At 68.5% G+C, this 24959-nt stretch carries 18 protein-coding genes and 1 riboswitch; of the genes, 8 read left to right on the top strand and 10 right to left on the bottom strand.

From position 1 onward, the window contains the following. Positions 1-58 precede the first annotated feature (58 nt). Together xylB and N4261_RS12900 are read right to left on the bottom strand one after the other, a co-directional pair. Entirely contained in the window at positions 59-1543 is a 1485-nt protein-coding gene (gene xylB, locus N4261_RS12895) for a xylulokinase (RefSeq protein WP_261760536.1), read from the bottom strand. Further along, positions 1543-2799, bottom strand: a complete 1257-nt coding sequence (locus tag N4261_RS12900) for an ROK family transcriptional regulator (RefSeq protein WP_261760537.1) — start codon at positions 2797-2799, stop codon at positions 1543-1545. The genes xylB and N4261_RS12900 overlap by 1 nt, the downstream gene beginning before the upstream one ends. A gap of 418 nt (positions 2800-3217) precedes the next feature. On the opposite strand from N4261_RS12900, the gene N4261_RS12905 reads away from it, so the two are divergent. The 4 genes from N4261_RS12905 (at position 3218) to N4261_RS12920 (ending at position 8411) form a co-directional block, all read left to right on the top strand. After that, positions 3218-3547 carry a hypothetical protein gene (locus N4261_RS12905; RefSeq protein WP_261760538.1) on the top strand — a complete coding sequence of 110 codons (330 nt, stop codon included), beginning with the start codon at positions 3218-3220 and terminating at the stop codon, positions 3545-3547. 571 nt (positions 3548-4118) lie between these two features. Continuing rightward, positions 4119-4832: a pectate lyase gene (locus N4261_RS12910; RefSeq protein WP_261760539.1), complete on the top strand. Its 714-nt coding sequence runs from the start codon at positions 4119-4121 to the stop codon at positions 4830-4832. 7 nt (positions 4833-4839) lie between these two features. Continuing rightward, entirely contained in the window at positions 4840-7371 is a 2532-nt protein-coding gene (locus tag N4261_RS12915) for a hypothetical protein (protein WP_261760540.1), read from the top strand. 8 nt (positions 7372-7379) lie between these two features. Beyond that, the gene (locus tag N4261_RS12920; protein WP_261760541.1) at positions 7380-8411 is read left to right on the top strand and encodes a hypothetical protein; all 1032 of its coding nucleotides are present in this window, start codon (positions 7380-7382) and stop codon (positions 8409-8411) included. A 155-nt stretch (positions 8412-8566) separates the two neighbouring features. On the opposite strand, the gene N4261_RS26065 is transcribed toward N4261_RS12920, so the two are convergent. From N4261_RS26065 to N4261_RS12950, 6 genes are all read right to left on the bottom strand, one after another. Further along, the gene (locus N4261_RS26065) at positions 8567-10069 is read right to left on the bottom strand and encodes a PA domain-containing protein (protein WP_290428860.1); all 1503 of its coding nucleotides are present in this window, start codon (positions 10067-10069) and stop codon (positions 8567-8569) included. 8 nt (positions 10070-10077) lie between these two features. Then, on the bottom strand, positions 10078-10515 hold the full coding sequence (locus N4261_RS12930; RefSeq protein ID WP_261760542.1) for a post-PEP-CTERM-1 domain-containing protein: 438 nt from the start codon (positions 10513-10515) through the stop codon (positions 10078-10080). Between the two features lie 23 nt (positions 10516-10538). Beyond that, positions 10539-11180 (bottom strand): choice-of-anchor J family PEP-CTERM protein, encoded by a 642-nt coding sequence (locus N4261_RS12935; protein WP_261760543.1) that lies wholly within the window; start codon positions 11178-11180, stop codon positions 10539-10541. Between the two features lie 727 nt (positions 11181-11907). Next, the gene (locus N4261_RS12940; RefSeq protein WP_261760544.1) at positions 11908-13440 is read right to left on the bottom strand and encodes an aspartate aminotransferase family protein; all 1533 of its coding nucleotides are present in this window, start codon (positions 13438-13440) and stop codon (positions 11908-11910) included. A gap of 114 nt (positions 13441-13554) precedes the next feature. Then, positions 13555-14424, bottom strand: coding sequence for an SDR family oxidoreductase (locus tag N4261_RS12945; protein ID WP_261760545.1), 870 nt, complete (start codon positions 14422-14424; stop codon positions 13555-13557). A 156-nt stretch (positions 14425-14580) separates the two neighbouring features. Further along, positions 14581-15513: an NADP-dependent oxidoreductase gene (locus N4261_RS12950; RefSeq protein ID WP_261760546.1), complete on the bottom strand. Its 933-nt coding sequence runs from the start codon at positions 15511-15513 to the stop codon at positions 14581-14583. A gap of 106 nt (positions 15514-15619) precedes the next feature. Here N4261_RS12950 and N4261_RS12955 point away from each other — a divergent pair, with 106 nt between their 5' ends. Next, positions 15620-16498: a LysR family transcriptional regulator gene (locus tag N4261_RS12955; RefSeq protein ID WP_261760701.1), complete on the top strand. Its 879-nt coding sequence runs from the start codon at positions 15620-15622 to the stop codon at positions 16496-16498. Positions 16499-16715: 217 nt separating this feature from the next. Here the strand turns inward: N4261_RS12955 and N4261_RS12960 are convergent, their stop codons facing one another. After that, the gene (locus tag N4261_RS12960) at positions 16716-18506 is read right to left on the bottom strand and encodes a carbohydrate-binding protein (protein WP_261760547.1); all 1791 of its coding nucleotides are present in this window, start codon (positions 18504-18506) and stop codon (positions 16716-16718) included. A 608-nt stretch (positions 18507-19114) separates the two neighbouring features. Here N4261_RS12960 and N4261_RS12965 point away from each other — a divergent pair. Both N4261_RS12965 and N4261_RS12970 read left to right on the top strand, forming a co-directional pair. After that, positions 19115-21058 (top strand): S8 family serine peptidase, encoded by a 1944-nt coding sequence (locus N4261_RS12965; protein ID WP_261760548.1) that lies wholly within the window; start codon positions 19115-19117, stop codon positions 21056-21058. Positions 21059-21233: 175 nt separating this feature from the next. Further along, positions 21234-21887: a phosphohydrolase gene (locus tag N4261_RS12970; RefSeq protein WP_261760549.1), complete on the top strand. Its 654-nt coding sequence runs from the start codon at positions 21234-21236 to the stop codon at positions 21885-21887. A 66-nt stretch (positions 21888-21953) separates the two neighbouring features. Here N4261_RS12970 and N4261_RS12975 read toward each other — a convergent pair whose 3' ends face one another. Further along, positions 21954-23825: a TonB-dependent receptor domain-containing protein gene (locus N4261_RS12975; RefSeq protein ID WP_261760550.1), complete on the bottom strand. Its 1872-nt coding sequence runs from the start codon at positions 23823-23825 to the stop codon at positions 21954-21956. 80 nt (positions 23826-23905) lie between these two features. Continuing rightward, positions 23906-24152, bottom strand: a riboswitch (cobalamin riboswitch). A gap of 459 nt (positions 24153-24611) precedes the next feature. Here N4261_RS12975 and N4261_RS12980 point away from each other — a divergent pair. Continuing rightward, entirely contained in the window at positions 24612-24887 is a 276-nt protein-coding gene (locus N4261_RS12980; RefSeq protein ID WP_261760551.1) for an HU family DNA-binding protein, read from the top strand. The last annotated feature ends 72 nt before the right edge of the window (positions 24888-24959 follow it).

The raw sequence follows: 24959 nt of genomic DNA on the forward strand, positions 1-24959 counted from the left end.
CGAGGCCGTTGTCAGCGGCGGGTAGGGATCCCGGAAGATCGGTGTGGGGGAGCGGCGCTCAGGCGCCGGCGGAGGAGGTCGATGGGCGGACCGATCGCAGCGCCGGATACAGCGCGCGGAACTGGGTCAGCCGTTCGGCCAGCACGCCTTGGCGTGCCGGCTGCGGTTCGAAACGTCGGGTCACGGCGGGGCGCACGCAGGCTTGCGATTCGCTGGCCCCGGCGGCCATCCAGGCCAGGCGGGCCGCGCCAAGGGCGCCGCCGGCATCGGCGTCGGCATGCTGGACGATCTCCACACCCAGCGCATCGGCCATCAACTGCGCCCAGAAATTGCTCCGCGCACCGCCGCCCACGAAGGACAGCTCACGCACCTGGGTGCCCGCGGCCTGCAGTGCTGCCAGGCCGTCGGCCATGCCGAAGGCCACGCCTTCGAGCACCGCATAACCGCCGTGAGCGCGGGTGGTTTCGTGGGTCAGTCCATGCAGCGAGCCGGTGGCAAAGGCGTCGTTGTGCGGCGTGCGTTCGCCGGCCAGGTAGGGCAGGAACAGCGGGGCGCGTGCCAGGTCTTGCGCGTTCAGCGCTTGCACTTCCGCCAGCAGCGCGGCCTCGTCGGCCGCACCACTGAAGTGGCAGAACCAGCGCAGGCCGCTGGCGGCGGTGAGCATCACGCTCATCTGATGCCAGCGGTCGGGCAGGGCATGGCAGAACGCATGCACCGCCGAGGACGGATTGGGGCGGAACCGGTCATTGGCGACGAACAGCACGCCAGAGGTCCCCATCGAGATGAAGCCCGCGCCCGGCGCGGTCGCGCCGATGCCGATGGCGCTGGCCGCGTTGTCTCCGGCGCCGCCGGCCACCGCCACTTCGGGCGCGAGGCCCCAGTCGCGGGCCAGTTCCGGCCGCAGGGAGGCGCTGGCGCGATTGCTCTCGACGATGCGCGGCATGTGCGCGCGGGTCAGGCCGCCGGCGGCGAGCAGTTCATCGGACCAGTCGCGCGCCGCCACGTCCAGCCACAGGGTGCCGGCGGCGTCGGACGGATCGCTCCATTTCTCGCCGGTCAGGCGCAGCCGCAGATAGTCCTTGGGCAGCAGCACGGTGCGGGTGCGGGCAAACAGCTCGGGCTCATGGCGGCGCACCCACAGCAGCTTGGGCGCGGTGAAGCCGGGCATCGCCAGGTTGCCGGCGATCTCGTGCAGACGCGGCGCGGCCTGGGTCAGCTCATCGCACTCCGCATGGCTGCGGCCGTCGTTCCAGAGGATGGCCGGACGCAGCACCTGGTCGGCCTCGCCCAGCAGGACCGCGCCATGCATCTGGCCGGACAGGCCGATCGCCCGCACCTGGGCAAAGGCGTCCGGCGCGGCCTGGCGCAGTTGGGCCACGGCCTGCAGGGTGGCGGTCCACCAGTGTTCGGGGTCCTGTTCCGACCACAAGGGCTGCGGCCGGGACACGGTCAGCGGCGCGGCGGCACGGCCGCGCACCTGGCCGTGGCCGTCCAGCAGCAGCAGCTTGATTTCGGAGGTGCCGAGATCGATTCCCAAAAACATTACAGCGACTCCTCGGCGTCTTCGGTGGTGGTGGGTAGGGCAGAGCGGCTGCCGCTGGCCAGCGGCAGTTGCGGACGGGTGACCCGATAGCGCGCCAGCGCGGCGGCGCCGGCGGCCACCGCATCCGCGCCGAAGCGGGAGGTGCGGACCACCGGCGGCGCCAGATTGGCGGCCTGGGCATAGTCATTCAGGGTGGTGAGCGCAGGCTGCAGGAAGTCCTCGCCCAGTTCCACCACCGCGCCGCCCAACACGATGGCGGCGGGGTCGTAGGCGGTGGCCAGGTTCTGTAGCAGCACGCCCAGGTAGCGACCGGCGGCGGCCACCGACAGCAAGGTGCCGGGGTCGCCATCGACCAGCCGGGCGCGGACCTCCGCCAGCGAATGCGGGCCGGGCTCGGCCGCCTCGTCGGGCCGCAGCATGGCGCGCATGCCGATCAGCGCTTCGGCGCAGCCGCGGCGGCCGCAGGAGCAGCGCGGGCCATCGATCTGCAGCACCATGTGGCCGACTTCGCCCGCAAAGCCGCGATGGCCGGTCAGCAACCGGTCGCCGACGATCACGCCCGCGCCCACGCCCTGGTTGATGCTGACGTACAGCAGCGGATCCACCGGCTTGGCGGCGGCATTGAATTCCATCTCGCCGAGCGCGGCGACATCGGCTTCGTTCTGCAGATACAGCGGCGTGTCGGCCAGCGGCGTGTCCTGCAGTTTGTCGGCCAGCCAGGCGCCCACCGGCAGGTCCCGCCAGCCCAGGTTGGGCGCGAAGTGCAGGACGCCCAGGTTCTCGTCCACCCCGCCGGGCAGACCCACGCCGATGCCGATGATGCGGTGCGAGGCTTCGAGCTGCCCGCGCACCTTGAGCAGCAACGAGGCCAGCACGCCGATGCTGGACTTGGCCGAGCGGCTGGCGCCGTAATGGGCGACCGCGCGGGCACGGATCTCACCGGTCAGCGAGGTGGCCACCACCCGCACCGATTCAATGCCGACTTCCGCGCCCAGCAGCAGCAGGCGCTCAGGATTGATGAACAGCGGGGTGGGGCGGCGGCCGAGGTCGCCGGTGGGGACAACGATGCTCTCGATCAGCCAGCCTTCGGCGATCAATTCGCGCACCAGCAGGCTGATGGTCGACTTCGTCAGCCCGACTTCCGCCGCCAGATCGGCGCGCGACAGTCCGGGATGGACGCACAGATGGCGCACCAGCGCCATCCGGTTGATGACCTTCAACAGCTGTTGGCTTCCGCCAGATTCGGGCTGCTGCACCGTTGTCTCCTGTTTTTGATGTCCACGGGTCAAGCCGCAGACTGGGATGAATATTAGTTCGACCGTTGCACGAAATAAATGCGGGAGAAACACCTAGGGCATGGTTACGTTCGGATGCAAGGGCTTCAGAGCGACACAGAAGGCCCTAAGGAGGCGGCATTGCGCGACCTGCGAACCAAGGGGGCTACAGGCAGTGACTTGGCGCCGCTCATCTGCCGCGATGCGACTGCAGCGGCGCGACCGAAAAGACGCGACCGCAGAAGCGCGACTATGCGCACAGCAAGCGATGGTTCTTAAGCGTTCCCTAATGCGCAGGTGGGACCGTAGGGCCATGGCATCCCAGGCAATCCCGCCGACGGATGCCAACCAGACACCGCGACGGTTGTTCCGCCACGGGCTGACGACAAGGAGTTTGATCATGAGCAAAACGACTTCGGCCTGGACTTTGGTTGCCGCGTTCGCAGCGGCCTCGGCGCAAGCGGCGCCGGTGACGGAAGAGCTGGACCGACGCGCGGACCGTCGAGCGCAGGTGAACGAGCAATTGCGTGCGGTGGAAGTCGAGCTCTACTGCGACCACTCGCAGCAGGCGATGTCGATGATGCGAGAGGCCCGCCGGCAGTTGCTGGCGCAACGCGACGAGGCGGCGGCGGGCAAGGTTCGTGGCTTGGAGCAGGCGATCTGGCTGGTGCGGCATGGCGACACCGCCGAGGCGATCGCCACGCTGGAATCGGCCCGCGCGCAGGGCTGATGCTGAAGGTTGAGCGCTGAGCGCAGAGCGCAGAGCGCAGAGCGCTCGGCATCGATGAACCAGGCCGCAGCGGTGGGGTTGCCCGCTGCGGCCTGATCTCCGCTTGAAGGTCCCCGTCTGTCGTCCACATCGCGGCGACGGCGACTGAGCCCGCTAGCGCGAGCGCCGGACTGCCGCACAGTCTTGCGCACGATGCACCCAGCCACGCCGGGAAGGCGTTGAAGGTGATCGGGAGGACCGTCGATCTGCGGGTGATCCGAGCGCGCGTTCAGGGCCGCTGCGCCGGTGTTTTCCGGGTTCGGGTAATCCCCCATTCAGCAGCCACATTCGCTCGTCCAATAATAGAAACGCCGTTTCAATAAAGACGCAACCTCGATTCAATCTTCTCCGATGACAACGACTCGGAGGCGGCGAACGAAGGTTTACTGCGTCGAATGCTCCATCTTCGGGACCGAACGCCTTCGAACTGTCAGCGACAGGCAAGCACGCTGACAGTTTGTGGAAGGTCGGTGCCGATGTCGGCCCGGCCGGTGCTTGCCGAAGAGCCCTCAACGGGCATGGAGACACAGAGATGAAGCAATGGCAACGATGGGCTGTCGCGGCGGCCTGGATGTGTGGTGCGAGCGCGGCGATGGCCACCATCACGGTGACCGGTTCCCGGGACTTTGGCGGTGAGAAGGTCGGCACGTCCTGTTCGGGCGGCGATGAGAGCCAGCAACCCGTCATCCTGATCAAGGACGGCGGCACGGTCTCGAATGTGGTGCTGGCGGCCGGCAAGGCGGCCGACGGCATCCATTGCGAAGGCAGTTGCACCCTGAAGAACGTCACCTGGGAGGACGTCTGTGAAGACGCCGCGACCATGAAGGGCGGCTCGGGCAAGACCATGAACATCAATGGCGCCACGGTCAACAACGCCGACGACAAGATCTTTCAGCACAACGGCATCGGCAGCAAGGTGAACATTTCCAATGTCACCGTCAACGGCACCAACGGCAAGCTCTATCGCACCTGCGGCAATTGCTCGAGTCAGGGCAAGCGCACCGGCGCGATCACCGATGTGACGGTCAACGGCACCATCAAGTCGGGCCTGGCGGGCGTCAACAAGAACTACGGCGACACGGTGAGCATCCGCAAGGTGAAGTGGAAGAACTTCGACGTCAACAAGACCAAGGTCTGCGTGCCGTTCAACGGCGTGATCAAGGGCAACGGCGAAGCCAAGGAACTGCCGGTGGAGTGGGGCACCACCACCTGCAATGTGAGCAAGACCGACATCACGAAGTTCTGAGTCCGGGATGCGCCGCGCCGTCGTTTCCGCGATGCTGGTGATCGCGGGTGCGTGCGGCGCGGCCTCCGGCGTGGCGGCCGACTCGGGCCGCGACGTCCGCTCACCCGGCACGTCCGACACGAGCGGGCCCTCCGCCTGGCGGGCAGAAGTCCTCAATCCGCATTGGCGCGCGGGCCTGGCCCTGCCGGCCGATGGCGGTGCGCTGATGTGGGGCACGGATGCGATGCTGTGGCGCTTGCGGCGAACGCCGGGCGACTCGGCAGCACCCGGTGAACGTGAGCGTGAGGGCCGCGCTGCTGCGCAAGCAAAGCAGGTCTCGCTCGATGCAGACCGTGACCTGATCGATCTGCCGCACAGCGGCGCGATCCATGACCTGGCGCTGCTGTCCGATGGGCAGGATGCAGTGGCGGTCGGCGCCCAGGGTCTGTTCCTGCACAGCGAGGACGCCGGCAGGCACTGGCGGGTGCCGTTGCCGACGGTGCAGGACACCGGCGCGATGGTGGAAGGAAGCGCTTCTGCTCCTGCCGCCGAGAGCGACCTCTTTCGAACGCGGCACTGGTTCGGCATTGCGCACCAGGGCAGAGACGTGCTGGTGATCGGCGACCAGGGCGCGCTGGTGCACAGTGCCGACGGCGGCCGGCACTGGAGGCCATTCCCCATGCCCGCCGAAGCGGTCGGCAGTGAATGGACCGGCGTGGCCCCGGATGGGCGTGGCCAATGGTGGCTGTCAACCGCGCAAGGGCAGGTCTGGCACACCGACACCGATCTCGCCGCCTGGCGAATGCAGCGCCTGGGGGCGAGCGTCGAAGCGCTGAGCGCCGACGGGGACCGCGCCTGGGCCGCCACGGTGGATGGCCGACTCTGGTCGTTGGTGTCGATGGCCTCGCCTCAGTCGGAACCCCACTTGCCCCGGACCGCCGACGCAGCGTCCGCAGCCCGGTCACCGCGCCACGCCGTGCCGCCATCGCATCGCTGGACCCGTGCGCTGATCAGCGCCGGAGACCACCGCTATCACCGCATCCAGCGCATCGGCGACCGCTGGGTCGCCTTCGGCAGCCACGGGCGCTGCCTGTGGTGGCGCGACACGTCGCTCGCCGCGCGCCCGGTCTTGCACAGCTGCCGACTGCCGACCGCATCCACCGTGCTCGCCTTGGCCGCGGACGTCCGCACCAGCCGCTGGATGGCCGCCGGCGAGGGCGGCCTGCTGATGGAAAGCCGCACCCAGGGGCGACAGTGGCGATCGGTGCGCCATCCTGTGCTGCAGGATCCGCAAGTGCGGGGTCGCAGCCTGCAGGTGGTCGTGGTGTCCGGCCACACCTGGTGGATCGCGGGCGAATCCGGTGTGGTGCTGCGTGCCGATGGCCCGGCGCGGGACTGGCGCATCGTGCACAGCGCGCCGTCCGGTCATGTGCATGAGATCGCGGATCTGGGCGACGGTCGGCTGGTCGCGGGCCTGACCGATCGCTGGATGGCCCGTTCCGACGACCACGGCCGGCATTGGCGCAGCCACCAGTTTGTCCAGTTGCATGAACCCGCCTATCTCTTCAGAGTCAAAGCGGTGGGTGGCCGCGTGGTGGTGGGCGGCGGTCACGCGGCGGTGCTGGTGTCGACCGATGGCCAGCACTGGCGCAGCGACAGCCTGGGCGATGGCGCCGATCATCTGGAGGCGTTGACCGCCGCGGGCCGCGAGGACGTCTGGCTGTTCGGCAGCGGGGGGCTGGTGACCCAGGTCGATGCGGCCGGCGCACGATGGCAGCGCCACCAACTGGTCGATACGACGACCACCCTGTTCGGCGGTTTGATGCTGGACCGAGGCCCCTTGCTCTTTGGTGAACAGGGCGTGCTGACTTGGCGCAGCGAGGACGGCGCGAACTGGTTCCGTCGGTCGCTGGGCGGCTCGACCTTGCATGCCGGTGCCGTGACGCCGGACGGTCGGGCGGTGGTGCTGGCGGGCGACAGTGGACAGTTGTGGCGGGTGACGCTCGACGGCGATCAACCGACCGGCGCGGCAGAGTTGCTGCCGCTGCCCGGCGCCTCGGCGACCGTGGGGGGCTGGCGCTTTGTGCGGCGCAGCGCCGATGGACAGCGCTTGATGGTCGGCAGTACCCGCGGCGCGTTCTGGCGCAGCGATCGCAGCGGGCGGCAGTGGGAGGCGGTCGAGACCGGCACCGCCGCCGGACTGCGGGCGCCGGTGCGCGATGACCGCCGGCAGCGTTGGTGGATGCCCGGCCGAGACGGTGTGCTGCTGACCAGCGCCGATGACGGCGCCACTTGGCAACGCGTGTTCACCCGCACCGCCGAACATCTGCGCGGCGTGATCGTGGCGGACGAGGACGGCCTGAACGGCCAAGCCGGCGGTGATGGATCCCTCCTGCTCTACGGCGATCGCCTGGTGCGGTTGACGCCGATGAGCACCGATCGCCTCCAGACGTCGACGCGATCGAGGGGCATCCAACGGGATGGCGATCTGAGACCATCCGTCGCTGCATCCCCGATGGACACAATGAAAAACCGCCATCCGGTCGACGATGGCGGATGAGGAGACCCATGAAAAGCAAATCGACCCGGCGAGCCGCACGGCCTTGGAAAGGTCGGGGCGCGTTGGCGGTGGCGCTGTCGGTGGGCGCCGTGTTCGCCGCACGCTGGTGGGCCGACACCGCATCCGCACACGAAGGCGTGCGCCTCGCGCCGCGCTCGGTGCTGGCGTCACTGCCTGTGGATTCGCCGGACCTGAACGATACCGGCTCGTCGTCGACGGTCACGGAGGCCGCCGAGGGCGAAGCCTCGCTGCGGCCGACCCATTGGGAACTGTGCGGTCTCGGCCAGATGCCAGTGCCGCCGGGGGCGGGCGCATCGGCGGCCGAGCTGCCACCGTCGCTCGGCGAGGACGCGTTGCGACAGGCGCGGCAACAGGTGGCGGCGCGGCTGATGCAGGGGACCGCGCGGGCCCGGGTGGTGAGCCTGTTGATGTCACGTCCCGCCGACGAGGCGGGCGAGGGCGCCGCGCAGGTGTGGGCCGCCTCGGTGATGCGGGCGGCCTTGCACAGCGGTGAAGCGCAGGCGATGCACTGGGCCGCTGCGGCCTGTCCCTTCGCTGCCGACGGACCGTCGTGCCGGCTGACCTTGCTGCGCGCGCGGGTGCGGGTGGAGCCTGAGAACGCGCTGCATTGGATGGCCTGGGCACAGGAGGAGCCGGAACAGTCGGCCGCCGCCTGGGCGGGCCTGCAGCGCGCCAGCCGCTGGACCTCCGATCGGCTGGGGATGGCGCGCACCCTGCTGCAGGAGTCGGGGGCCCAAGGCGGGTCAGGCGTGACGCCCTATCTGATGCGTGATCTGCTGTTGCAGCTCCAGATGGAGGGCGCGGCCTTGCCGGAGCCGGAGCCGACGTCCGCCGCTTGCCGTGAGGCCGGTGCGCCGGCAGCGGCGTGTGAGCGGCTGGCGGCGATCGCACCACCGGCAGGATCCCAGGGGGCGTTGACGCCGGTGTCCGACACCGGCGCACCGTATGGCTGCAACAGCGTCGCACGGGTGGAGACGCGGATCCGAGGCTCGGACGGCGCCGCTGAGCGCGCGCAGTGAATGAAAAAACCCGACGGGCGACCGTCGGGTTCGGTCGGGCCTCGTCGGGTTCCGGGACACAGTCGGGCCTGCGAAACGGCCCGGCTGTCTCGGTCGACGCCTCGAGTCGTCCACGCGCCAGCGCGTGAATGCCTCGTCGCGTCAACGCCGTCGGCTTACCAGCCGATGTCCTTCAGCAGCGGGACGGTCAGGTCCTTCGGCGGCACCAGCACCGTGCCGAGGTCGCGGCTGATGTTGGGCTCCATCAGCAGGTTGGGCGTGGCCGAGACATCCCAGTGGGAGACCGACGAGCCCGAGATCAGCGGATTGGGCGTGTACAGCAGCGGACGGCCCGCCAGGTCCGCACCGGCGCGACGGTTCGGATCCACCGCGAGCGATGCCGAGGCCGAGCCCGGCTTGCCGCGCGTGCCGTAAGGCACCGACGCCGTGATGGCCGCGCGCAGCGCCGCACCGTCGGTCTGCGACACGCTGACCGTGGGGATCACGATCGACGCATCGGTCCCGCCCAGGCCCGGGGCCGAGCCGGCCGCGTTGTTGGCGATGATCACCCCGATGGCGCCGGCATTCTGCGCATTCTTGGCTTTCACCGCGAAGCCGCAGGTGCCGCGGTCGATCACCGCCACCTTGCCGGTCACTGCCGCCGTGTCGGCGGCATCGAAGGGCAGGCAGCCCTGGCCGTTGACGGTGTCGGCCTTGATCGTGGCCAGCGCCCCCAGGCTCAGGCCGGTGGCGACCGTCGGTCCGAACGAGGCGGTGTTGTACGAATACAGCCCTGCGGAACCCGGTGCCGGCGAGGCGATCTTCAGCACCGGCTGGGCGGTCAACATCGGCGCACCGGCCGCCACGTTCGGGCCGTTCCAGGCCAGTCCGGCCGGGTTGACGGCCGAGACGCGGCGCTCGGCGCTGGTCATGTTGAGCCAGGTCTTGCCCGCGGTGTTGTCGTACATGAACTGTTCCCACACGCTGGGCAGGCCGCCCGAGCTGACGTAGGAGGTGCCGGCGGCATTGAGCCGGTAGCCCACGGCCGAGGCGACCGAGCCGGTGTAGACCGAGACCACCGAGAAGCCCAGGCCGTGGCCCAGCTCATGCAGCAGGGTCTCGACGAAGTTCACCTTGTCGCCGGCATTGCCGTCCACACCGAGGTAGAAGGGCGAGCCCTCCAGGCAGCCGGTGTTGCCGAGGTTCACATTGAACTGGGTCTTGATGTCGACGTTGCCGTAGCCGGAGCCGTCGTCGGCCTGGCCGTCCGACAGGTTCACGCCAGCCAGCTTGTTGGCCAGGGCCTGCGGATACCAGGTGCCGGGCTGACCGCCGGGGAAGTCATGCCAGATGTTCCAGGCGCCGGCACTGCCCAGCGTGGCCGAGGTGGCGGTGCAGGTCAGGCTCTCCCAGCCGGCATTCACCGTGATGGTGACCGGCGACTGCAGCGCCTGTTCCCAGATGTCGGCCACATAGCGGTAGACATACATCCGCTGCTCGCCGAGCGTGAGGCCCGGGTTGCCGCCGACGGGACTCACCGGCGTGGTGTCGTTGAAGCCCACACCCGCGGGGTCGCGGCTCTGGATCACGATGGTCGCGGCCTGGGACACGCCCACGGCGCCGCAGAAGGCGGCCAGCAGCGCGGTGCGCAGGGCGGTCTGCTTGATGCTCTTGTGCATGGGACCTCTCACTTGGTGGGCAGCGCGGACGACTCGACGATGCCGTTGCGCACGGCGGCCTCGGCCTCTTCCTTGGTGGCGAAGCAGCGTTCGGCCAGGCTGCCGTCGGCGCGGCGGACCATGACCGAGAAGCTGGTCATTTCGTCGGTCACCCGAACGCCGGTGGCGCCGTTGGCGTGGTACTTGATCTGCGGCGTGACCGGTGCGGCGCGCAGCACGGAGCGGCGCACGTTGCGCAGCGACTGCAGCGCGGCATGCTCCTCGGCGGTGGCGGCGCGCAGCTTGCCAGTCTCGGCGTCGCGCACGACGACGATCTGGTTGGTGGTGTCGGCGGCTGCGGCGGCGCTGACGGGCAGGGCCTCCTGACGCTCATGGCCCTCATGGGCCAGCGCGCTCAGGGGCAGGGCGGCGGCAAGCGCCAGGCCCAGGATGGTGCGGGTCTGCATGGAAAACTCCTCGAGACGGTGGCTCAACGCGACTGGCGGCGGCGACGGATGGCGGCCAGACCCAGCAGGCTCAGGCCGGCCAGTGCCCAGGACGAGGGCTCCGGCACGGTGGCGACCAGGTTGTCGACACCCACATAGTTCGCGCCGTCCGCAGCGCCCACATATTCGATGGCGAAGCGGGCATTGCTGCCCAGGCCCTGGCCGGCGATGGACAGGCTGTACTGGGTCCAGGCCCCGGTGGTGGTGACGGTGGTGCCCAGCAGCGCGTTGCTGATGTCGCCGCTGGCATCCACCAGGCCGAACGCCAACTGGTCGGCATAGCCGTCCAGGATGTCGCTGCGGGCCCAGAACGAGATCACCAGGTTCTCGGCGGTGGAGAACACCGGCGTGATCAGCCAGCTGCCCAGCAGGCCGCCGGCCGGCGCGTTGTTGTAGTTGGCGCTGATGTAGGACTCGGCGGTGCCGGTGAGCGCGCTGAAGATGTTGCCGTCGCCCTGGACCCAGGGGAGCGTGGCGCCACCGGGCGTGCCGGTGTTGGTGATGATCCAGCCGGCGCTGGTCAGGCCTGGCACCTGGTCGAAACCCTCGCTCAGGAGGGAGACGTCCGCATGGGCCGAGGCCGCGGCGGCGACCAGCGCCAAGGCCACGGAGGCTTTCTTGAACATTGCAAGATCCTTCTTCGAAAGCGACGGGATGTCCGCCGCACGGTGGGGAGGTGCGCGTCCCCGGGTGACGGGTGGCGCAGAAGTCCGGCTGGACCGTCGACGGGGAGGACACCGGCGGTCGTTCGGGGCGCCTGATTCTGTGACGGAGGTCACGAAACGCTACGGGGGACGACACGAGGTCCCCCCTCAGACGGAGGGGTAGATGTTTCCCTAAGAGGCGCGGGCGGCGCGGCGGGGACGGGGAGAAAGCGGGGCGACGCTGTGGCGCCAAAGCCCGAACGACGCCGGGACGACGCCTTGGTGACGCGATCGTGACGCGATCGTGACGCGCGGCCGGTGCGACGAACTCGGCCAGCGGCGTGCCGGCCGGGTTCGCGACGCACCGCCGGCTGCGCGGGCACAGGCGTCGCGATGTGGTGTCCTTGGTGCAAACACCGATGGTCAGCGCACATGGCCCATCAGGGCGGGCGCCTCTGCGCATCCATCGGGCTTGAGGACTGGGGATGCCGCTGCGCTGCCTGGGGTCAGGTCATTCAGTTGCCCTCGGCGGCGACACCATTGGCGTGCGCTGAGGCATCTCGTGGGCTGTCCGATCAGGCGCGGTCGTTCGCGCCGTCGCGGTCAACGGGGGCGGCCCAGCAGGCGGCGCAGGCGGCGCCGCTCCGACGGGTGCGCCAGCAAGTCGGTGGTCGGTGGCGCTGGCGGGGCCGCCGTGTCGCGCTGCGGCTCAGACCAGGGCAAAGACGTCGTCGAAGCGATGGAGGGCGTCGTCGATCACCGCATCGGTGTCGGCCAGGCTGGTGTAGAACCGGCTGCCGGCCACGCTGACGATGCCGTGGGCGGTGTAGGCCGCGCCCATCTCTTCCATCATGTGTTTGCGACGTTGCGCTTCGGCCTTCACCTTGATCAGCTTCCAGAGGCTGCTGGTGTCGAGCAGCAGGACGCCGGAGGTCTGCAGATGCACCACCGAGCCCATGTTGTAGGCCACATACGGCAGACCGCGCCGCTGGATGATCTCGTCCAGCCCGCGCCGCAGCCGGTCGCCGGCGCGGCCGGCCACCGCGGGCGCATGGGTGCGCTCAGTCTCCAGCAGGGCGTGATAACCGGCCACGCAGGTCAGCGGATTGGCCGACAAGGTGCCACCGACGAACGCCCGGCGTGTGGTGCTGCCGATGCCGCCCACCAGGGACATCATGAGCTCCCGGCGGCCGCCGATGGCGCCCGCCATCGGATAACCGCCGGTGAGGCATTTGCCCAGCACCGTCAGATCGGGCGTGACGCCGAAATACCCCTGCGCGCCGCCCATGCCGGCGCGGAAGCCGGTCACCACCTCATCGAAGATCAGCAACGCGCCGAACTCATCGCACAGCGCGCGCACCTGGGCGTTGAAGTTCCGGTGGACCGGCCGGGTGCCGCTCTCCGGTCCCAGCGGCTCCAGGATCACGGCCGCAGTGCCGCCTCGCAGCCGGTTCCAGCGCAGCAGGCGACGCAAGGCCTCCGGGTCATTGGGCAGGCATTCCTGGGTGTGGGCGGTGGCGCCGCGCGGAATGCCGGTGGCCTCCATGCGTCCGGTCTTGGGCAGGCGCATGCCGTAGACCAACTGGTCGCTCCAGCCGTGATAGGCCCCGCCGATCTTGATCACCCGTTGGCGGCGCGTGACCGTGCGGGCCAGGCGCACCGCGCCCATCACCGCCTCGGTGCCGGAGCCCAGCAGCCGGATCATCTCCACGCCGGGCATGTGACGGCAGACCAGTTCGGCGAGCTTCACCTCGTACTCATGCAGCAGGCCGGTGACCGGACCGCAGTGGTCCAGCAACGCCTTCACCGGCTCGCGCACGGCGGCGGGATTGCTGCCCAGCAGCGTCGGCCCGCCGGCCTGCAGGAAGTCGATGTAGCGATTGCCGTCGACATCGGTGAGATACGGGCCATCCGCCCGGGACATGGCCAGCGGGAACGGATGGTTGAACGACAGGTTGTGCTGCACCCCGCCCGGGATCACGGCGCAGGCGCGTTCGGCCAACTGCTTGGAGCCCTGGCAGTGCGCGTCGAACCAGCGAAGCACCTTGGACATCGCATCGGGCCGGATCGGCCGCATCGGCTGGGCCACCAGATCGGCCAGACGGCGGTACAGCTGCTCGGTATCCGGCCAGGCCGAAATCGCCGGTGTGTCCGGACCGATCGGTGACTCGGCGCCCGCCGGGGGCGGGGGCGAGGCCGTCGTCGCGACCGATGGGCGAGGGGCTGTAGCGAGTTCACTCATGAGGGGTCCGGGTTCCGCGAGGGAGGTGATGTTGCCGCAGGTCGGGCCTCGGAGTCAGCATTTCGTCGTGGGTTTGGGGCGACGGCCAGGGGCTTGGCCATCGCCCCAGCCCGGTCAGGACGTTGTCACCAGCTCTTGCACCAGCGCCGCATAGCGACGCAGCGGCCGGCCCAGCAGGGCTTCCAGCGTCTGCACCGTGCCGGGCTCGGCGATCATGCCGTGCTGCTGGATGCGGCCCATCATCAGCCGCATGTCATAGGCCATCCAGCCCGGGACGGCCGTGGCCAGTTGCGCCTCGAACGCCTGCAGGTCGTTGCCGCCGAACTGAATCGTGCGTTGCAGTGCGGCGCTCCAGATTGCTGCGGCGGACTCACCCGTCAGGCTGTCCGGGCCGACCACGTCCAGGCGCAGTCGGGGCTGCGGGGTGGCCGCCGCATCGCGGCGCAGTAGTTCGGCGACGGCCACATCCGCCAGATCGCGGGTGTCCACCATCGACACGCCCGCCGATCCGAGCGGCATCGGGTAGACGCCGTAGCCTTCGATCACCGGCTTGACCTGCAGGTCGTTCTGCATGAAGTAGGCGGGCCGCAGGATGGTGGCGGGCAGGTCCAGGGTGTCGATCATCCGTTCCACCGTGAATTTGCCGGTGAAGTGCGGCACGTCGACGAACCGGTCGGCGTGAATCACCGAGAGGTAGACGATGCGCTCGATGCCGGCCTCCCGTGCCAGGCTCAGCGTCTGCAGCGCCTGGGTGACCTCATCCGGGTTGACGGCGTTGAGCAGGAACAGCGTGCGCACGCCGGAGAGCGCCGATCGCATCGAGGCGACGTCCGTCAGGTCGGCGACCACCTCCTGCACACCGGTCGGAAGCGGCGCGCGTCCGGCCCGGCGCACCAGCGCCTTCACGGCGGCGCCTTGTCGCGACAGACCTTGGACAACGAGGGAACCGATGGTGCCGGCAGCGCCGGTAACGAGGATGCTCATGAAAATCTCCTTGAATGAATGAATGAAGCGGAAAGCGGAACGTGATCAGGAACGGGAACAGGAACGGGAACGGAATGGCGTCCAGCGGAACAGGCGACACGGTGGGGCGAACGCCGGGTCCTGGGCATGGGGGCCAGGCCTTGATCGCTCAGGCCTTCAGGCGCTGAAGTCGACGACGGCCTTGCCGCGGACCTGGCCGAGTCGATGGCGCTCGATGGCGGCGGGCAGATCCTGGAAGGCCACGACTTCGCCGACCCGGGCCTGCAACGCGCCCGCAGCGACCCGCTTGGCCAGATGCGCCAGCAGGGCGCCATCGGGCTTCATCACAAACCACAGGCCGCGCAGGCCGGATGGCGTGCGGGACAGGATGGCGGGCGACGAGGTACCGACCACCACGCCCTGCGCAGAGAGCACACGCCAGCTGCGGTCCAGCACTTCGCCGCCGACGTAGTCCAGCACCAGGTCGATGTGGCTGACGAGGGCATCGAAACGCTGCGTCTGATAGTCGATCACCTGATCGGCGCCCAGCTGGCGGACCGCGTCGGCATCGGCGCCGGACGCGGTGGCGATCACATGGGCGCCGGCCTGCTTGGCGAACTGGACCGCGAACGCGCCCAGGCCGCCGGCGGCGCCGTGGACCAGCACACGCTGTCCCGGCAGCACCGGACCGGCCATGTGCAGGCTCTGCCAGGCGGCCAGCGCGGCGACTGGCATCGCGGCGGCGGTCAGGTCGTCCAGGCCGTCGGGGATCGGCGCGAGGTGGGCTTCATCGATCACGATCAGGTCGGCATAGGCGCCCAGTCCGCCCATCGGGCCCATCACCCGATCGCCAGGGGAGAAGCGCGACGCGCCCGGCCCGACGGCGTCCACCACGCCGGCCAACTCCAGGCCCAGCACGGTGGGCAGCGGGATCGGGAAGGCGTCGCGGACCAAGCCTTCGCGCAGCTTCCAGTCCAGACCGTTGAGACCGGCGGCGCGGACGCGGACCCGCACTTGGGCCTGTCCCGGCGTGGGAACGGGGCGGGTGGTCACGGTGGTGGTGTCAGGGCCGCCGTAGGCGTTCAGGGTCAGGGCGCGGAGGGTGTTCATCGTCGGTTCCTTGTGGGGGTGTGTTGCGATGGATGAACGATAGGGTGTTGCGCTTCATAAACACAGACGCCAGAATTCAGATGGGGTGTCTCAATATTGGAACGTGATGGACCTGAATGCGCTGGCCGACTTCAATCTGGTCGCGACCCACGGGGGATTTGGTCGAGCCAGTCGTGCGGGGCGGCGGTCCAAGGCCACCTTGTCTCGGCGGGTGGCGGAGCTGGAGGAGCAGCTCGGTGTTCGGCTGATCGAGCGCAACGCCAAGGGGCTGGAGCTCACCGAGGCCGGTCGGCAGTTGCTGGACCGCACCGCGGGTCCGATGCAGGAGGTGACGGAGGCCTTTGCGTCGGCCATCGAGGGCGGGGAACGCGTGCGAGGGCCGCTGCGCATCGCGGCCCCGCTGCTGTTCTCGCAGCTCGCCATGGGGCGGCTCTGTGCGGAGTTCCGCCGGCTCTATCCGGACGTGACGGTGGAAGTCGTGGCCGAGGACCGGGTGGTCGATCTGGTGGATGAGCGATTCGACCTGGCCATCCGCCCCAATCCCCGCATGGATTCGGCGTTGGTGGGGCGCCGCTTTGCGACCGATCGGCTGGTGATCGTCGCCGCCCCGGAGATCGCCATGCCGCCTTCAGGACCCACGCCGGTGAGCGTGCCGGCTGTGGTGACGACCGGTCGCGAGGGGGATCAATGGGTGCTGGACGGGGCCAGCCTCACGCTGCTGCCGCAGCCGGTGTTGCGTCTGTCGTCCATGCTGATGGCGCGGGACGCGGTCATTGCCGGTGCGGGCGTGGGCCTGTTGCCGCAGTCCATCGTCTGGAACCAGCTGACACGGGGCGAGTTGGTCCAGTGGGGCGCGGTGCCCGGCAAGGAGGTGGCGCTGTGGGTGCTGCACACCTCTCGGCGACTGGCCAGCCCGAAGGTCAAGGCCTTCGTGGAGTTCCTGGCTGCACGGTATCCCGATGGGACGTTGACGCTGGCAGGGTAGGGGTGTGGTGAGTGGGGCTGCCGGTCGGCGATGCCGGCGTGCTGGAACAATGACCGCGGCGGCACTCGGTTCGCCCCATCACGTCAATGAGCCCGAAACCCATGACTCAGATCCTCGTCATTCACACCTGACCCTCCCACGCCGAAAGCAAAACGGACCGCCACAGGCGGTCCGTCGTCACACCGGATCATCCCGGTGCAGGTGCGCTTTCAGTGGCTCAGTTCTTGGTGACGCGGAACCAGTTGAGATTCAATCCGCCATTGCGCACCGCAATGCCGAACTTGCGATTGCCCGCAGGCAATTGCACCGTCTGCTTCACCGTCACCCAGTTCTGCCAGCCACCGGTCGCGGGAATGTTGACCGAGCCATAGACCACGCTGCCGCCAGCTTCTTCCAACTGCAGGTTGCCGCCGCCGTTCAGGCTGGCGACGCGGTATTCCACCGTGTAGCTGCCCGCGGTGGGCACGTTGATCGTCGGGTAGGACAGCCAATCACCCGCATCCAGATAGCCCACGTTCAGGCCGCCGCCGGAATCGGTGGTGGCCTCGGTCTGCACGCCGTACATGGCGTCGAAGTTCTCGGCCTGGATGGTGGTGCCGGTCGCAGGCGGCTCGCCGGGGCGGCTGATGTCCAGCCAATTGATGTTGAAGCCACCCGACTTCGCCAGGATCGCCAGCGTCTGCTGACCCGCCGGCAACGTCACGTTGTGGGAGACCGTGGTCCAGTTCTGCCAGCCGCCCGTGGCGCCGACATTGACCGTGCCGTAGGTGGCACCGCCGCCGCCACGCTCCAGTTGCACCACGCCGCCGCCCGAGGCACTGGCCACGCGGTACTTGACCACATAGGTGCCGGCGGTGGGCACGTTGACGTCATAGGTCATCCAGTCGCCGGTCTCGATGTAGCCGACATTGCTGCCGCCATCGGTGTCGGTGGTGGTTTCCACCTGCACGCCCGACATGTTGCAGTAGGCCTCCGCCTGGATCTGCGCCGGCACCGACACGCGCGAGCAACCCGCCGGCGGCTGCGGTGTGCCCGACCAGCCACTGATGATCTGCTTGGCCAATGCGCCGGATCGGGTGAGCTGACCCGCCGACCAGCCGCCTTGCGCGCTGGCGCCTGGCACCAACGCGGACGCGCCTTCGGACTTGTCGTTCAGCGCCCAGTTGGCGTTGCTGATGCCCTTGGCCTTCATGAAGTCCACCCAGGCCTGCGTCTCGCCTTCGGCCACGCCGCCATCACCGCTGGCGCCCACCGAACCCCATTCGGTCACGAACAGCGCAATGCCGTTGTTCAACGCGGTCTGCGCCTTGTCGCGCAGCCATTGGCCGTGGCTGCCGGCATAGAAGTGCAGGGTGTAGGCAATGTTGGCGCCGCTGATCGGATCGCGTGACGCCGCATCCACATCCTGCGACCAGTTCGGCGTGCCGACGATGATCAGGTTGTCCGGGTCGATCGCGCGGATCGCGCTGATCACCGCCTGCGCATAGGGCTTGATCGTGCCGCTCCACGACACATTCAGCGGCTCGTTGTAGACCTCGTAGATGACGTGATTGTTCTTGCCGTAGGTGCGGGCCATCTCTTCGAAGAAGCTCACCGCCTGGGCGCGATAGTCCTCCGCATGGTGGCTGTGCCAGTCGATGATCACGTACATGTCGTTGGCAATGGCCGCGTCCACCACCGCCTTCACCCGGGCCTTGTTGGCCGCGGGGTCGGACAGGTAACCCTGGCTTTCATCCACGCCCATGGCCACGCGAACGACCTTGGACCGCCAATCGTTCTTCAGCCAGCTCACCACATTGGCGTTGTAGTACTTCTCGCCGCCCCATCCGGTGTTGCTCCAGAACAGGCTGTTACCGGCAAAGCTGGCCGGCTGGCCTCCGGCCAACACCTTGTTGCCGCTGACCGACAAGGGACTGACATCCGCCAGCGCAACGCCGGCATGCGCCAACATCAGACCGCCACACAGCGCCATGGCCGCACGGCGGACCTGGGTAGAAATGAATTGCATCGAGAGTCTCCTGAATCGGATGAATTGACACATCGGCGGGGGCGAACCACCAGCCCATGGCCGTGGCCGCCAGACCCGCGGTCTTGCGAAAGGCCGCCGATGTGCGTGGCATCGTTGTTGCACCGACAACGCCATGCACCAGGCCGCGGCCTTCGCCGGCAACTGTGCAGACAGTCGCCGGCCATTCGAGTCGACGCATCGCGAATGCAGATCGCAGCACGTCGGCATTGCGCTGCGGCCATTTGTTTGTCTATATCAGCGCGATCCGCAGTGTTTCATGCACTCGCGTATCTCGATCTCTTAAAGCCGCAACAGTTGGCAACTTTCTGCAGACTTCCCGCGAGAGCGCCGCGCACGGCGTCTCGAGCTGAAACGCGCGTCGATCGAATGCTCGCCTTCCATCCCACTGAAGGGGGAGGCCTTGTCCCTTCAAACTCCGCGACCCGCATGTCGGCTTTTTGCCCCGTGTTCATCGGTATTCTCCGGATTTTTGCGTTCTAGGGATGAGCTGGTTTCCTAGGGGTGCCCGGGTCCATCCGCCGGGCGCACGATGCGCCCCGGTTCGATGTGAGACACCGATCGGACCTTGTGGAACCAAGGAGACTGAGATGACACGAGCAATGAATACGCGGCGACTGCGCCGCCGGATGCTGAGCGGATCGGCCGCGATGATGGCGCCGCTGCTGATGATCGGCGTGAGCCTGCCCGCGGCAGCGCAAAACCGCTCGCTGGTGCTGCGCGAAAGCGCGGACGCCGTGGATGTGATCCATGGCGCACTGCTGTCCGACGGCAAGACGGTGACCTACACCGCGCGCCCGATGCCGGTCGACGCCAGCACGCGGGTCGACTTCAAGAAGGACAAGCCCGAACCGCCGCGCGAGCTGGTGCGTGACAAGCTGAATCCCCGTCTGCAGCGCCTGCTGGAGAAAGACCCGAGCGCCACGGCGCTGCTGGTGGTGAATTTTCGGGACCACCTGACGCTGCCGCTGCTGCCCGAGCCGGACACCGACAAAGGCCGTGATGCGGAGGTCAACCAGGCCGCGATGAAGCGCGCCGATGCGCTGCTGAGTGAATTCCGAGAACGGCGCGATGTCCAGCAGCGCGAGCTGGTGGCGCTACTGAGTGACCGGTACGGCGGCAAGGTCAGGGAGCGCTTCTGGCTGGTGAATGCCATGGCCGTGGAGATGCCGTTGCGCATGGCCAAGGAACTGTCCTCGCTCGATGATGTGCTGTCCATCGAGCTCGACGACACCGGCACCATTCCGCCTCAGAATGCCAACAGCAATGATGATGTGCAGGACGGCCGGGCCCGCATGGTGAGCGATCCGTACTTCGGGCTGGGCCTCACTGGTGGCTGGATCGGCCTGCTCGACACCGGCGCTCGCTTCACCCACAACCTGTTCAACAGCCCCTCGCACATTGACTTCCGCCTGGACTGCGTCAACGGCGGCGCCAATTGCAACAGCGGCAGTGGCTTCAATCCGAACGACGACTGCTGGGATCACGGCACCTCCAGCGCCGCGATCATTTCCGGCAACAACCGCAGCGGCGATGCGTTCCGCGGGGTCACCGGCATCACGCTGGACAGCTTCAAGGTCTATCCCACCACCTTCAACAGCAGCAACTTGTGCACCGGCAATCTGAGCGTCAGCGCCTCGGTGCGGGGCTTTCAGCGGGCGGTCGCGGTCCTGGACCGGGTGATCGTGGCGGAGATGCAGGCCGGCGGCAGCGACACCGGCACCATCTCCGTGGCGGCGGACAACGCCTTCGATGCCGGCGCCGTGATCATCGCGGCCAACGGCAACAACGGCTCGGCGGCCGCCACGGTGAATGAGCCGGCCATTGCCCACAAGGTGATCGGCGTCGGCAATTTCGATGTGCAGACCGGCAACCAGGTGGACGGCCAAAGCCGCGGCCCCGCGCCGGACAACCGCATCAAGCCGGACATCCAGGCACCCACCAACACCGAGACGGCGAGCAACGGCTGCGGCTGGAAGCAGAACTGCACCAGCGGTGGATCGGACACCGGCTTCCGCGTCTTCGGCGGCACCAGCGGGGCCACGCCGTATGCCGCAGGCGCCGCCGCGCTGCTGCGCAACTGGCTGCGCGGCACCAGCTTCAGCATCGATCCGGGTCAGGTCTATGCCCAACTGATCCTCTCCGGCCAACAACCCTATCCGTTCAACAACACCAGCGGTGCGGGCAAGCTGAACCTGCCGATCAACGGCTGGGCCTGGTGGGGCAAGGTGACCATCACCCACGGCGGCACGATCGACATCCCGATCGAGGTGTCCGGTGGCTCACCCAACAACTTCGACGCCGCGCTGTGGTGGCCCGAAACCGCCTCTCAGGCCCATAACGATGTGGACCTGAGCCTGATCGATCCGTCTGGCGTCGTGCGGGGCTCCAGCGTCTCGATTCCGAGCGTGTTCGAGCGGGTGCGGGCGGCCGGGGCCGTCCCGTCCGGACAGTGGAAGGTGCGGGTGCGCGGCTACAACGTGCCGACCGGCGGACAGACCGTGTACTGGGCCGCGCATGTGCGCCTGAAGTGAGCGGTGAAGCGGCGTTGCCAGTGCCAAGGCGTCGGGGGGCGGTGGCACTGGCAGATGTCTTGCCGCCTTCGCAGATCGCCGCCTTCGCAAATCCTCTGGTTCGATGGCCCAGGGACGGACGATTTCCCGTGCACACTGGCAGGTCCTTCCATCCCTCCCGCCTTGGACGTCCCGGATGAGCGACCGTACCCGCGCCTGGATCCGCCTGCCCTCCGGGGCCGCACTCGACCTGATCCATCCCTCGCCTGAGGCCTGGACGCACCACGACCTGGCGCTGCGCCTGGCGCGGACTTATCGCTGGGGTGGGGAATCGGTGTGGCCGTGGCCACTGTCGGTGGCGCAGCACTCGATGCTGGTGCTGCAGTTGCGCCAGCAGTGGGCGCAGGCCGAGGGGGAGACGCTCTCCAACGCGGCCGCACTGGCCGAACTGCTGCATGACGCCGAGGAAGGCTTCCTCGGCTTCGATTGCATCTCGCCGTTGAAGCGGGTGCTGGGGGAGCCGTTCCGGATCGTCGGCGATCGGCTGATGCAGGCCATCGCCATGCGCTACCAACTGCCGGACTGGACGACCGAGACCTACGCGCTGCACAAGCGCGCGGACAGCATCGCCGCGGCCTCGGAAGCGGTGCATTGCACCGGCTGGTCCGTGACGGAAGTGCGGGAGGTGCTGGGCATCTCCCATCCGGTGCTGGACACCGATCCCTTGCAGGCGGTGTATGGCGGCGCCGCCTGGGAACCGTGGCCCTCGGACGTCGCGGCCCAGCGCTTTCTGCAGGCGTTGCTGCGGCTGATGCCGGACACCGTCGATGAGGGCAAGCCGCGACGGTGAGGGCAGCGGGGCATGGCCGAGCGTCGCTCGCCGCCATGCCTCGATCGAACGTCGATCAGGCTTCGATCAGAAGCCCTTCATGTCGTAGCGCACGCCCACCCAGGCCTGACGGCCCAGGCCCTGGTAGTCCCGCACCGGCTGGATGTCGCGGTCGGCGGCATTCAGCAGCTTGGCCTCCAGACGCCACTGCGGCAGGAAGCGCCAGCTGGCGCGCAGGTCCAGCACCGCATAGGCGCCCAGGGTGACGCCGTCGGGACGCGCGCCCACGTCGGTCAGCGAGGCGCCCGCGCTCCACACGCCGGTGTCGTAATCGGCCGAGATGCTCTCCTGGTGCGCGGCACGGCGGATCAGCCGGCTGCCGGAGTCGTCGTTCTTCGCATCCAGGAAGTCGACCGTGGCACGCAGGCTCAGGTTGCCGAGGCGATGCGCACCGGTCAGCGTCACGCCTTCGAGCGTGGCGCGTGAGGTGTTGGTGGCGCAGCCGAAGTCATAGCCGGGTGGGCAGCGGGTCGGGTCGTTCTCGGTGCCGATCAGGTTGCGCACCTTGTTGCGGTAGACCGTCGCGCCGGCGCTGCTGTTGCCGGACTGCCAGTTCAGACCCAGCTCGACGCTGCGGCCTTCCTCGGGCTGCAGGCTGCGCACGCCGTAGCCGGGATAGTCCAGGTCATTGAAGGTGGGCGCGCGGAAGGTGGTGCCGGCCACGGCACGCAGCTTCAGCGTGCTGGACAGGGCATAGCTGGCGCCCAGGCTGCCGGTGGTGTTGCCACCGTAGATCGAGTTGTCGTCGCTGCGCAGGCTGGCCTCCACGCCCGCGGCGCCGAACTGGCCGGTGTAGCCGGCGAAGACCGCATTGTTGGTGCGCTTGTCATTGGCAAGGTAGACGGTGCTCTGCGCCTTCTCGCGCAGGTGTTCATAGGCGAGCAGCAGTTGCTGGCCCGGCGCGAAGCGCAGCGTGTTCTGCCAGCTGATCTGGTCGCGATCGGTCTTGAAACGGTCGACGAGTTGGCCGCCGGAGGACAGATCGTCGGTGCTCTTGGCCACTTGCAGCTGCGTGGTCCAGAGCAGCGACAACTGGCCCCGGTAGTCGGCGGTGACCGTGCGCGTGGTCAGGCGGTTGCGGAAGTCCGCCGACGGATCCACGCTAAAGTCCGGCCGGTAATCGGCACCGTCGTACTGCGCATTCAGTTTGCTCTGGATGAAGGAGACACCCACATGGTGGCCTTCGGCCGGTGTGAAGCCCAGGCGCGCGCTGCCGACGGTGCGGCCATAACCGTCCTTGTCCGGGTTGTAGTTGCCGAACTGGTCGTTGGGTCGGATGGCGGTCCGGCCGTGGCTGGTCTCGCGACTGAGTCCGGCCGCATAGTCGAAGCCGCCTTGTGCGCCGCTGAGGCCGAAGCTGCCTTCACGGGAGCGGTCCTCGCCGACGGCGGCATAGCCCGTGACATTGAACGCGCCCTGGCCCTTCCTGGTGAAGACCTGGATCACGCCGCCGACCGCATCGGCGCCGTACAGGCCGGACGCCGGACCGCGCAGCACTTCGATGCGGTCGATCTGCGACAGGCTCATCGCCTCCAGCGCGGTCTGCCCCAGCGTGGCCGAGCCGACCCGAACCCCGTCGATCAACACCACGGTGCTGTTGCTGCTGGCGCCACGCACGAAATAGCCGGTCGTCTGGCCGGGTCCGCCGTTGCGCAGCAACTGGACACCGGCGTAGCGCTGCAGCACATCGGCCAGGCTGGCGGTGCCGCTGTCGCGCAGGGTGGCGGTGTCGATCAGCACCACGTCGGCGATGGCGTCGCGCAGGGGTTGCGCTTCACGCGTGCCGGTGACCACCACCGGATCGATGCGGGTCTGCGCGAAGGCAGTGGGCAGGGCAGGGGCCGTGATCAGGACGAGCAGGGCAGCGTTCGCGGTGGCGCGAAGATGGAAGGAGGACATGGGTACGGCGGTACATCAAACGGCAGGACGGCCGCTTCCCCGCGGCCGCATGCGACAAGGACCTGGCCGCGCCAAGGCGCGGGCGGTCCGCCTGTTGGCCGGTATCCGGGCTGTCGGAAGATGAACCCGTGTTGCCTTCCCGGACGGATCGTCCAGTGGTCTCAGACACGTGCCGCAGGCGATGACGCACATCACCCGCCTTCCGCTTACCGTTGCGGGGGCAGCTCAGGTGGGGGTCGAGGCCATGCCTGGCGCGACCCTTCCTGATTCCCGTTGAACTGCGCCGGCGGAGGGCCGGGCGCGAGCACCAACGGCGCGGATCATATCGGGTTCGCCGAGGCGCCCGTGCGGGCTTGCCAGCCCTGTCGGCCGGGTTGCCTAGCACTTCAAGGCGCTCAAGGCCATTGGGGACGGACGCCGCAAGCGCTGGAAACGGCACGGCTGTGCGGGTCGCGCCCGGCCGACAGCACCGGAAGCAGGCGGGGAACGCCCTCGGGCGGCGCGGAGCGTCTACAGTTCGGGGCCCGGGCGCCTGGCGGACGCTGCCCCGGATCGGTTCCGGCTCCGGCCCGATCGATCCGGGGACGACAGGTCTGACAATGCCTGTCCTGCGGCCTGTGCTTCAGGGCACCGGGCCTCGGACTTGCCAAGCCGCGGACGCTGCCCGGCGCGACAGCCGCTCTTCGGAACGCTGGCGCCGTCGCACCTCGAAACCGGGCCCTCTGCGGTCCGGCCCCATAATCGCGACCCCCGGCAACGGGATCCTGATACCTAGATGGAAATCTGATGAACAAAAGTGAACTGATCGAAAGCATCGCCACCAAGAGCGGCGTGACCCGCGCAGTGGCCGCCTCCACCCTGGACGCGACCCTGGAGACCATCACCGAGGCGCTGGCCGCCGGCGATTCGATCGCCCTGGTGGGCTTCGGCACCTTCAAGGTCGGCGATCGCGCTGCCCGCACCGGCAAGAACCCGGCCACCGGCGAAGTGCTGGAAATCCCGGCGTCCAAGGCCGCCAAGTTCACCGCCGGCAAGGCGCTGAAGGATGCGGTGAACAAGTAAGCCGCTTGCGGTCGAGCGGCGCCCGGCGCCTCGCCCTGCGGCGAGCGCAGCCGGTGTCGCCCGCTCCAGCAA

The organism is Roseateles amylovorans (genome assembly GCF_025398155.2).
Taxonomy (GTDB): Bacteria; Pseudomonadota; Gammaproteobacteria; order Burkholderiales; family Burkholderiaceae_C; genus Roseateles; species Roseateles amylovorans.

Excerpts from the sequence above, each read along its gene's own strand:
- xylB (WP_261760536.1), bottom strand. The coding sequence starts at position 1,543 with ATGTTTTTGGGAATCGATCTCGGCACCTCCGAAATCAAGCTGCTGCTG.
- N4261_RS12905 (WP_261760538.1), top strand. The coding sequence starts at position 3,218 with ATGAGCAAAACGACTTCGGCCTGGACTTTGGTTGCCGCGTTCGCAGCG.
- N4261_RS12910 (WP_261760539.1), top strand. The coding sequence starts at position 4,119 with ATGAAGCAATGGCAACGATGGGCTGTCGCGGCGGCCTGGATGTGTGGT.
- N4261_RS12915 (WP_261760540.1), top strand. The coding sequence starts at position 4,840 with ATGCGCCGCGCCGTCGTTTCCGCGATGCTGGTGATCGCGGGTGCGTGC.
- N4261_RS12920 (WP_261760541.1), top strand. The coding sequence starts at position 7,380 with ATGAAAAGCAAATCGACCCGGCGAGCCGCACGGCCTTGGAAAGGTCGG.
- N4261_RS26065 (WP_290428860.1), bottom strand. The coding sequence starts at position 10,069 with ATGCACAAGAGCATCAAGCAGACCGCCCTGCGCACCGCGCTGCTGGCC.
- N4261_RS12930 (WP_261760542.1), bottom strand. The coding sequence starts at position 10,515 with ATGCAGACCCGCACCATCCTGGGCCTGGCGCTTGCCGCCGCCCTGCCC.
- N4261_RS12935 (WP_261760543.1), bottom strand. The coding sequence starts at position 11,180 with ATGTTCAAGAAAGCCTCCGTGGCCTTGGCGCTGGTCGCCGCCGCGGCC.
- N4261_RS12940 (WP_261760544.1), bottom strand. The coding sequence starts at position 13,440 with ATGAGTGAACTCGCTACAGCCCCTCGCCCATCGGTCGCGACGACGGCC.
- N4261_RS12945 (WP_261760545.1), bottom strand. The coding sequence starts at position 14,424 with ATGAGCATCCTCGTTACCGGCGCTGCCGGCACCATCGGTTCCCTCGTT.
- N4261_RS12950 (WP_261760546.1), bottom strand. The coding sequence starts at position 15,513 with ATGAACACCCTCCGCGCCCTGACCCTGAACGCCTACGGCGGCCCTGAC.
- N4261_RS12955 (WP_261760701.1), top strand. The coding sequence starts at position 15,620 with ATGGACCTGAATGCGCTGGCCGACTTCAATCTGGTCGCGACCCACGGG.
- N4261_RS12960 (WP_261760547.1), bottom strand. The coding sequence starts at position 18,506 with ATGCAATTCATTTCTACCCAGGTCCGCCGTGCGGCCATGGCGCTGTGT.
- N4261_RS12965 (WP_261760548.1), top strand. The coding sequence starts at position 19,115 with ATGACACGAGCAATGAATACGCGGCGACTGCGCCGCCGGATGCTGAGC.
- N4261_RS12970 (WP_261760549.1), top strand. The coding sequence starts at position 21,234 with ATGAGCGACCGTACCCGCGCCTGGATCCGCCTGCCCTCCGGGGCCGCA.
- N4261_RS12975 (WP_261760550.1), bottom strand. The coding sequence starts at position 23,825 with ATGTCCTCCTTCCATCTTCGCGCCACCGCGAACGCTGCCCTGCTCGTC.
- N4261_RS12980 (WP_261760551.1), top strand. The coding sequence starts at position 24,612 with ATGAACAAAAGTGAACTGATCGAAAGCATCGCCACCAAGAGCGGCGTG.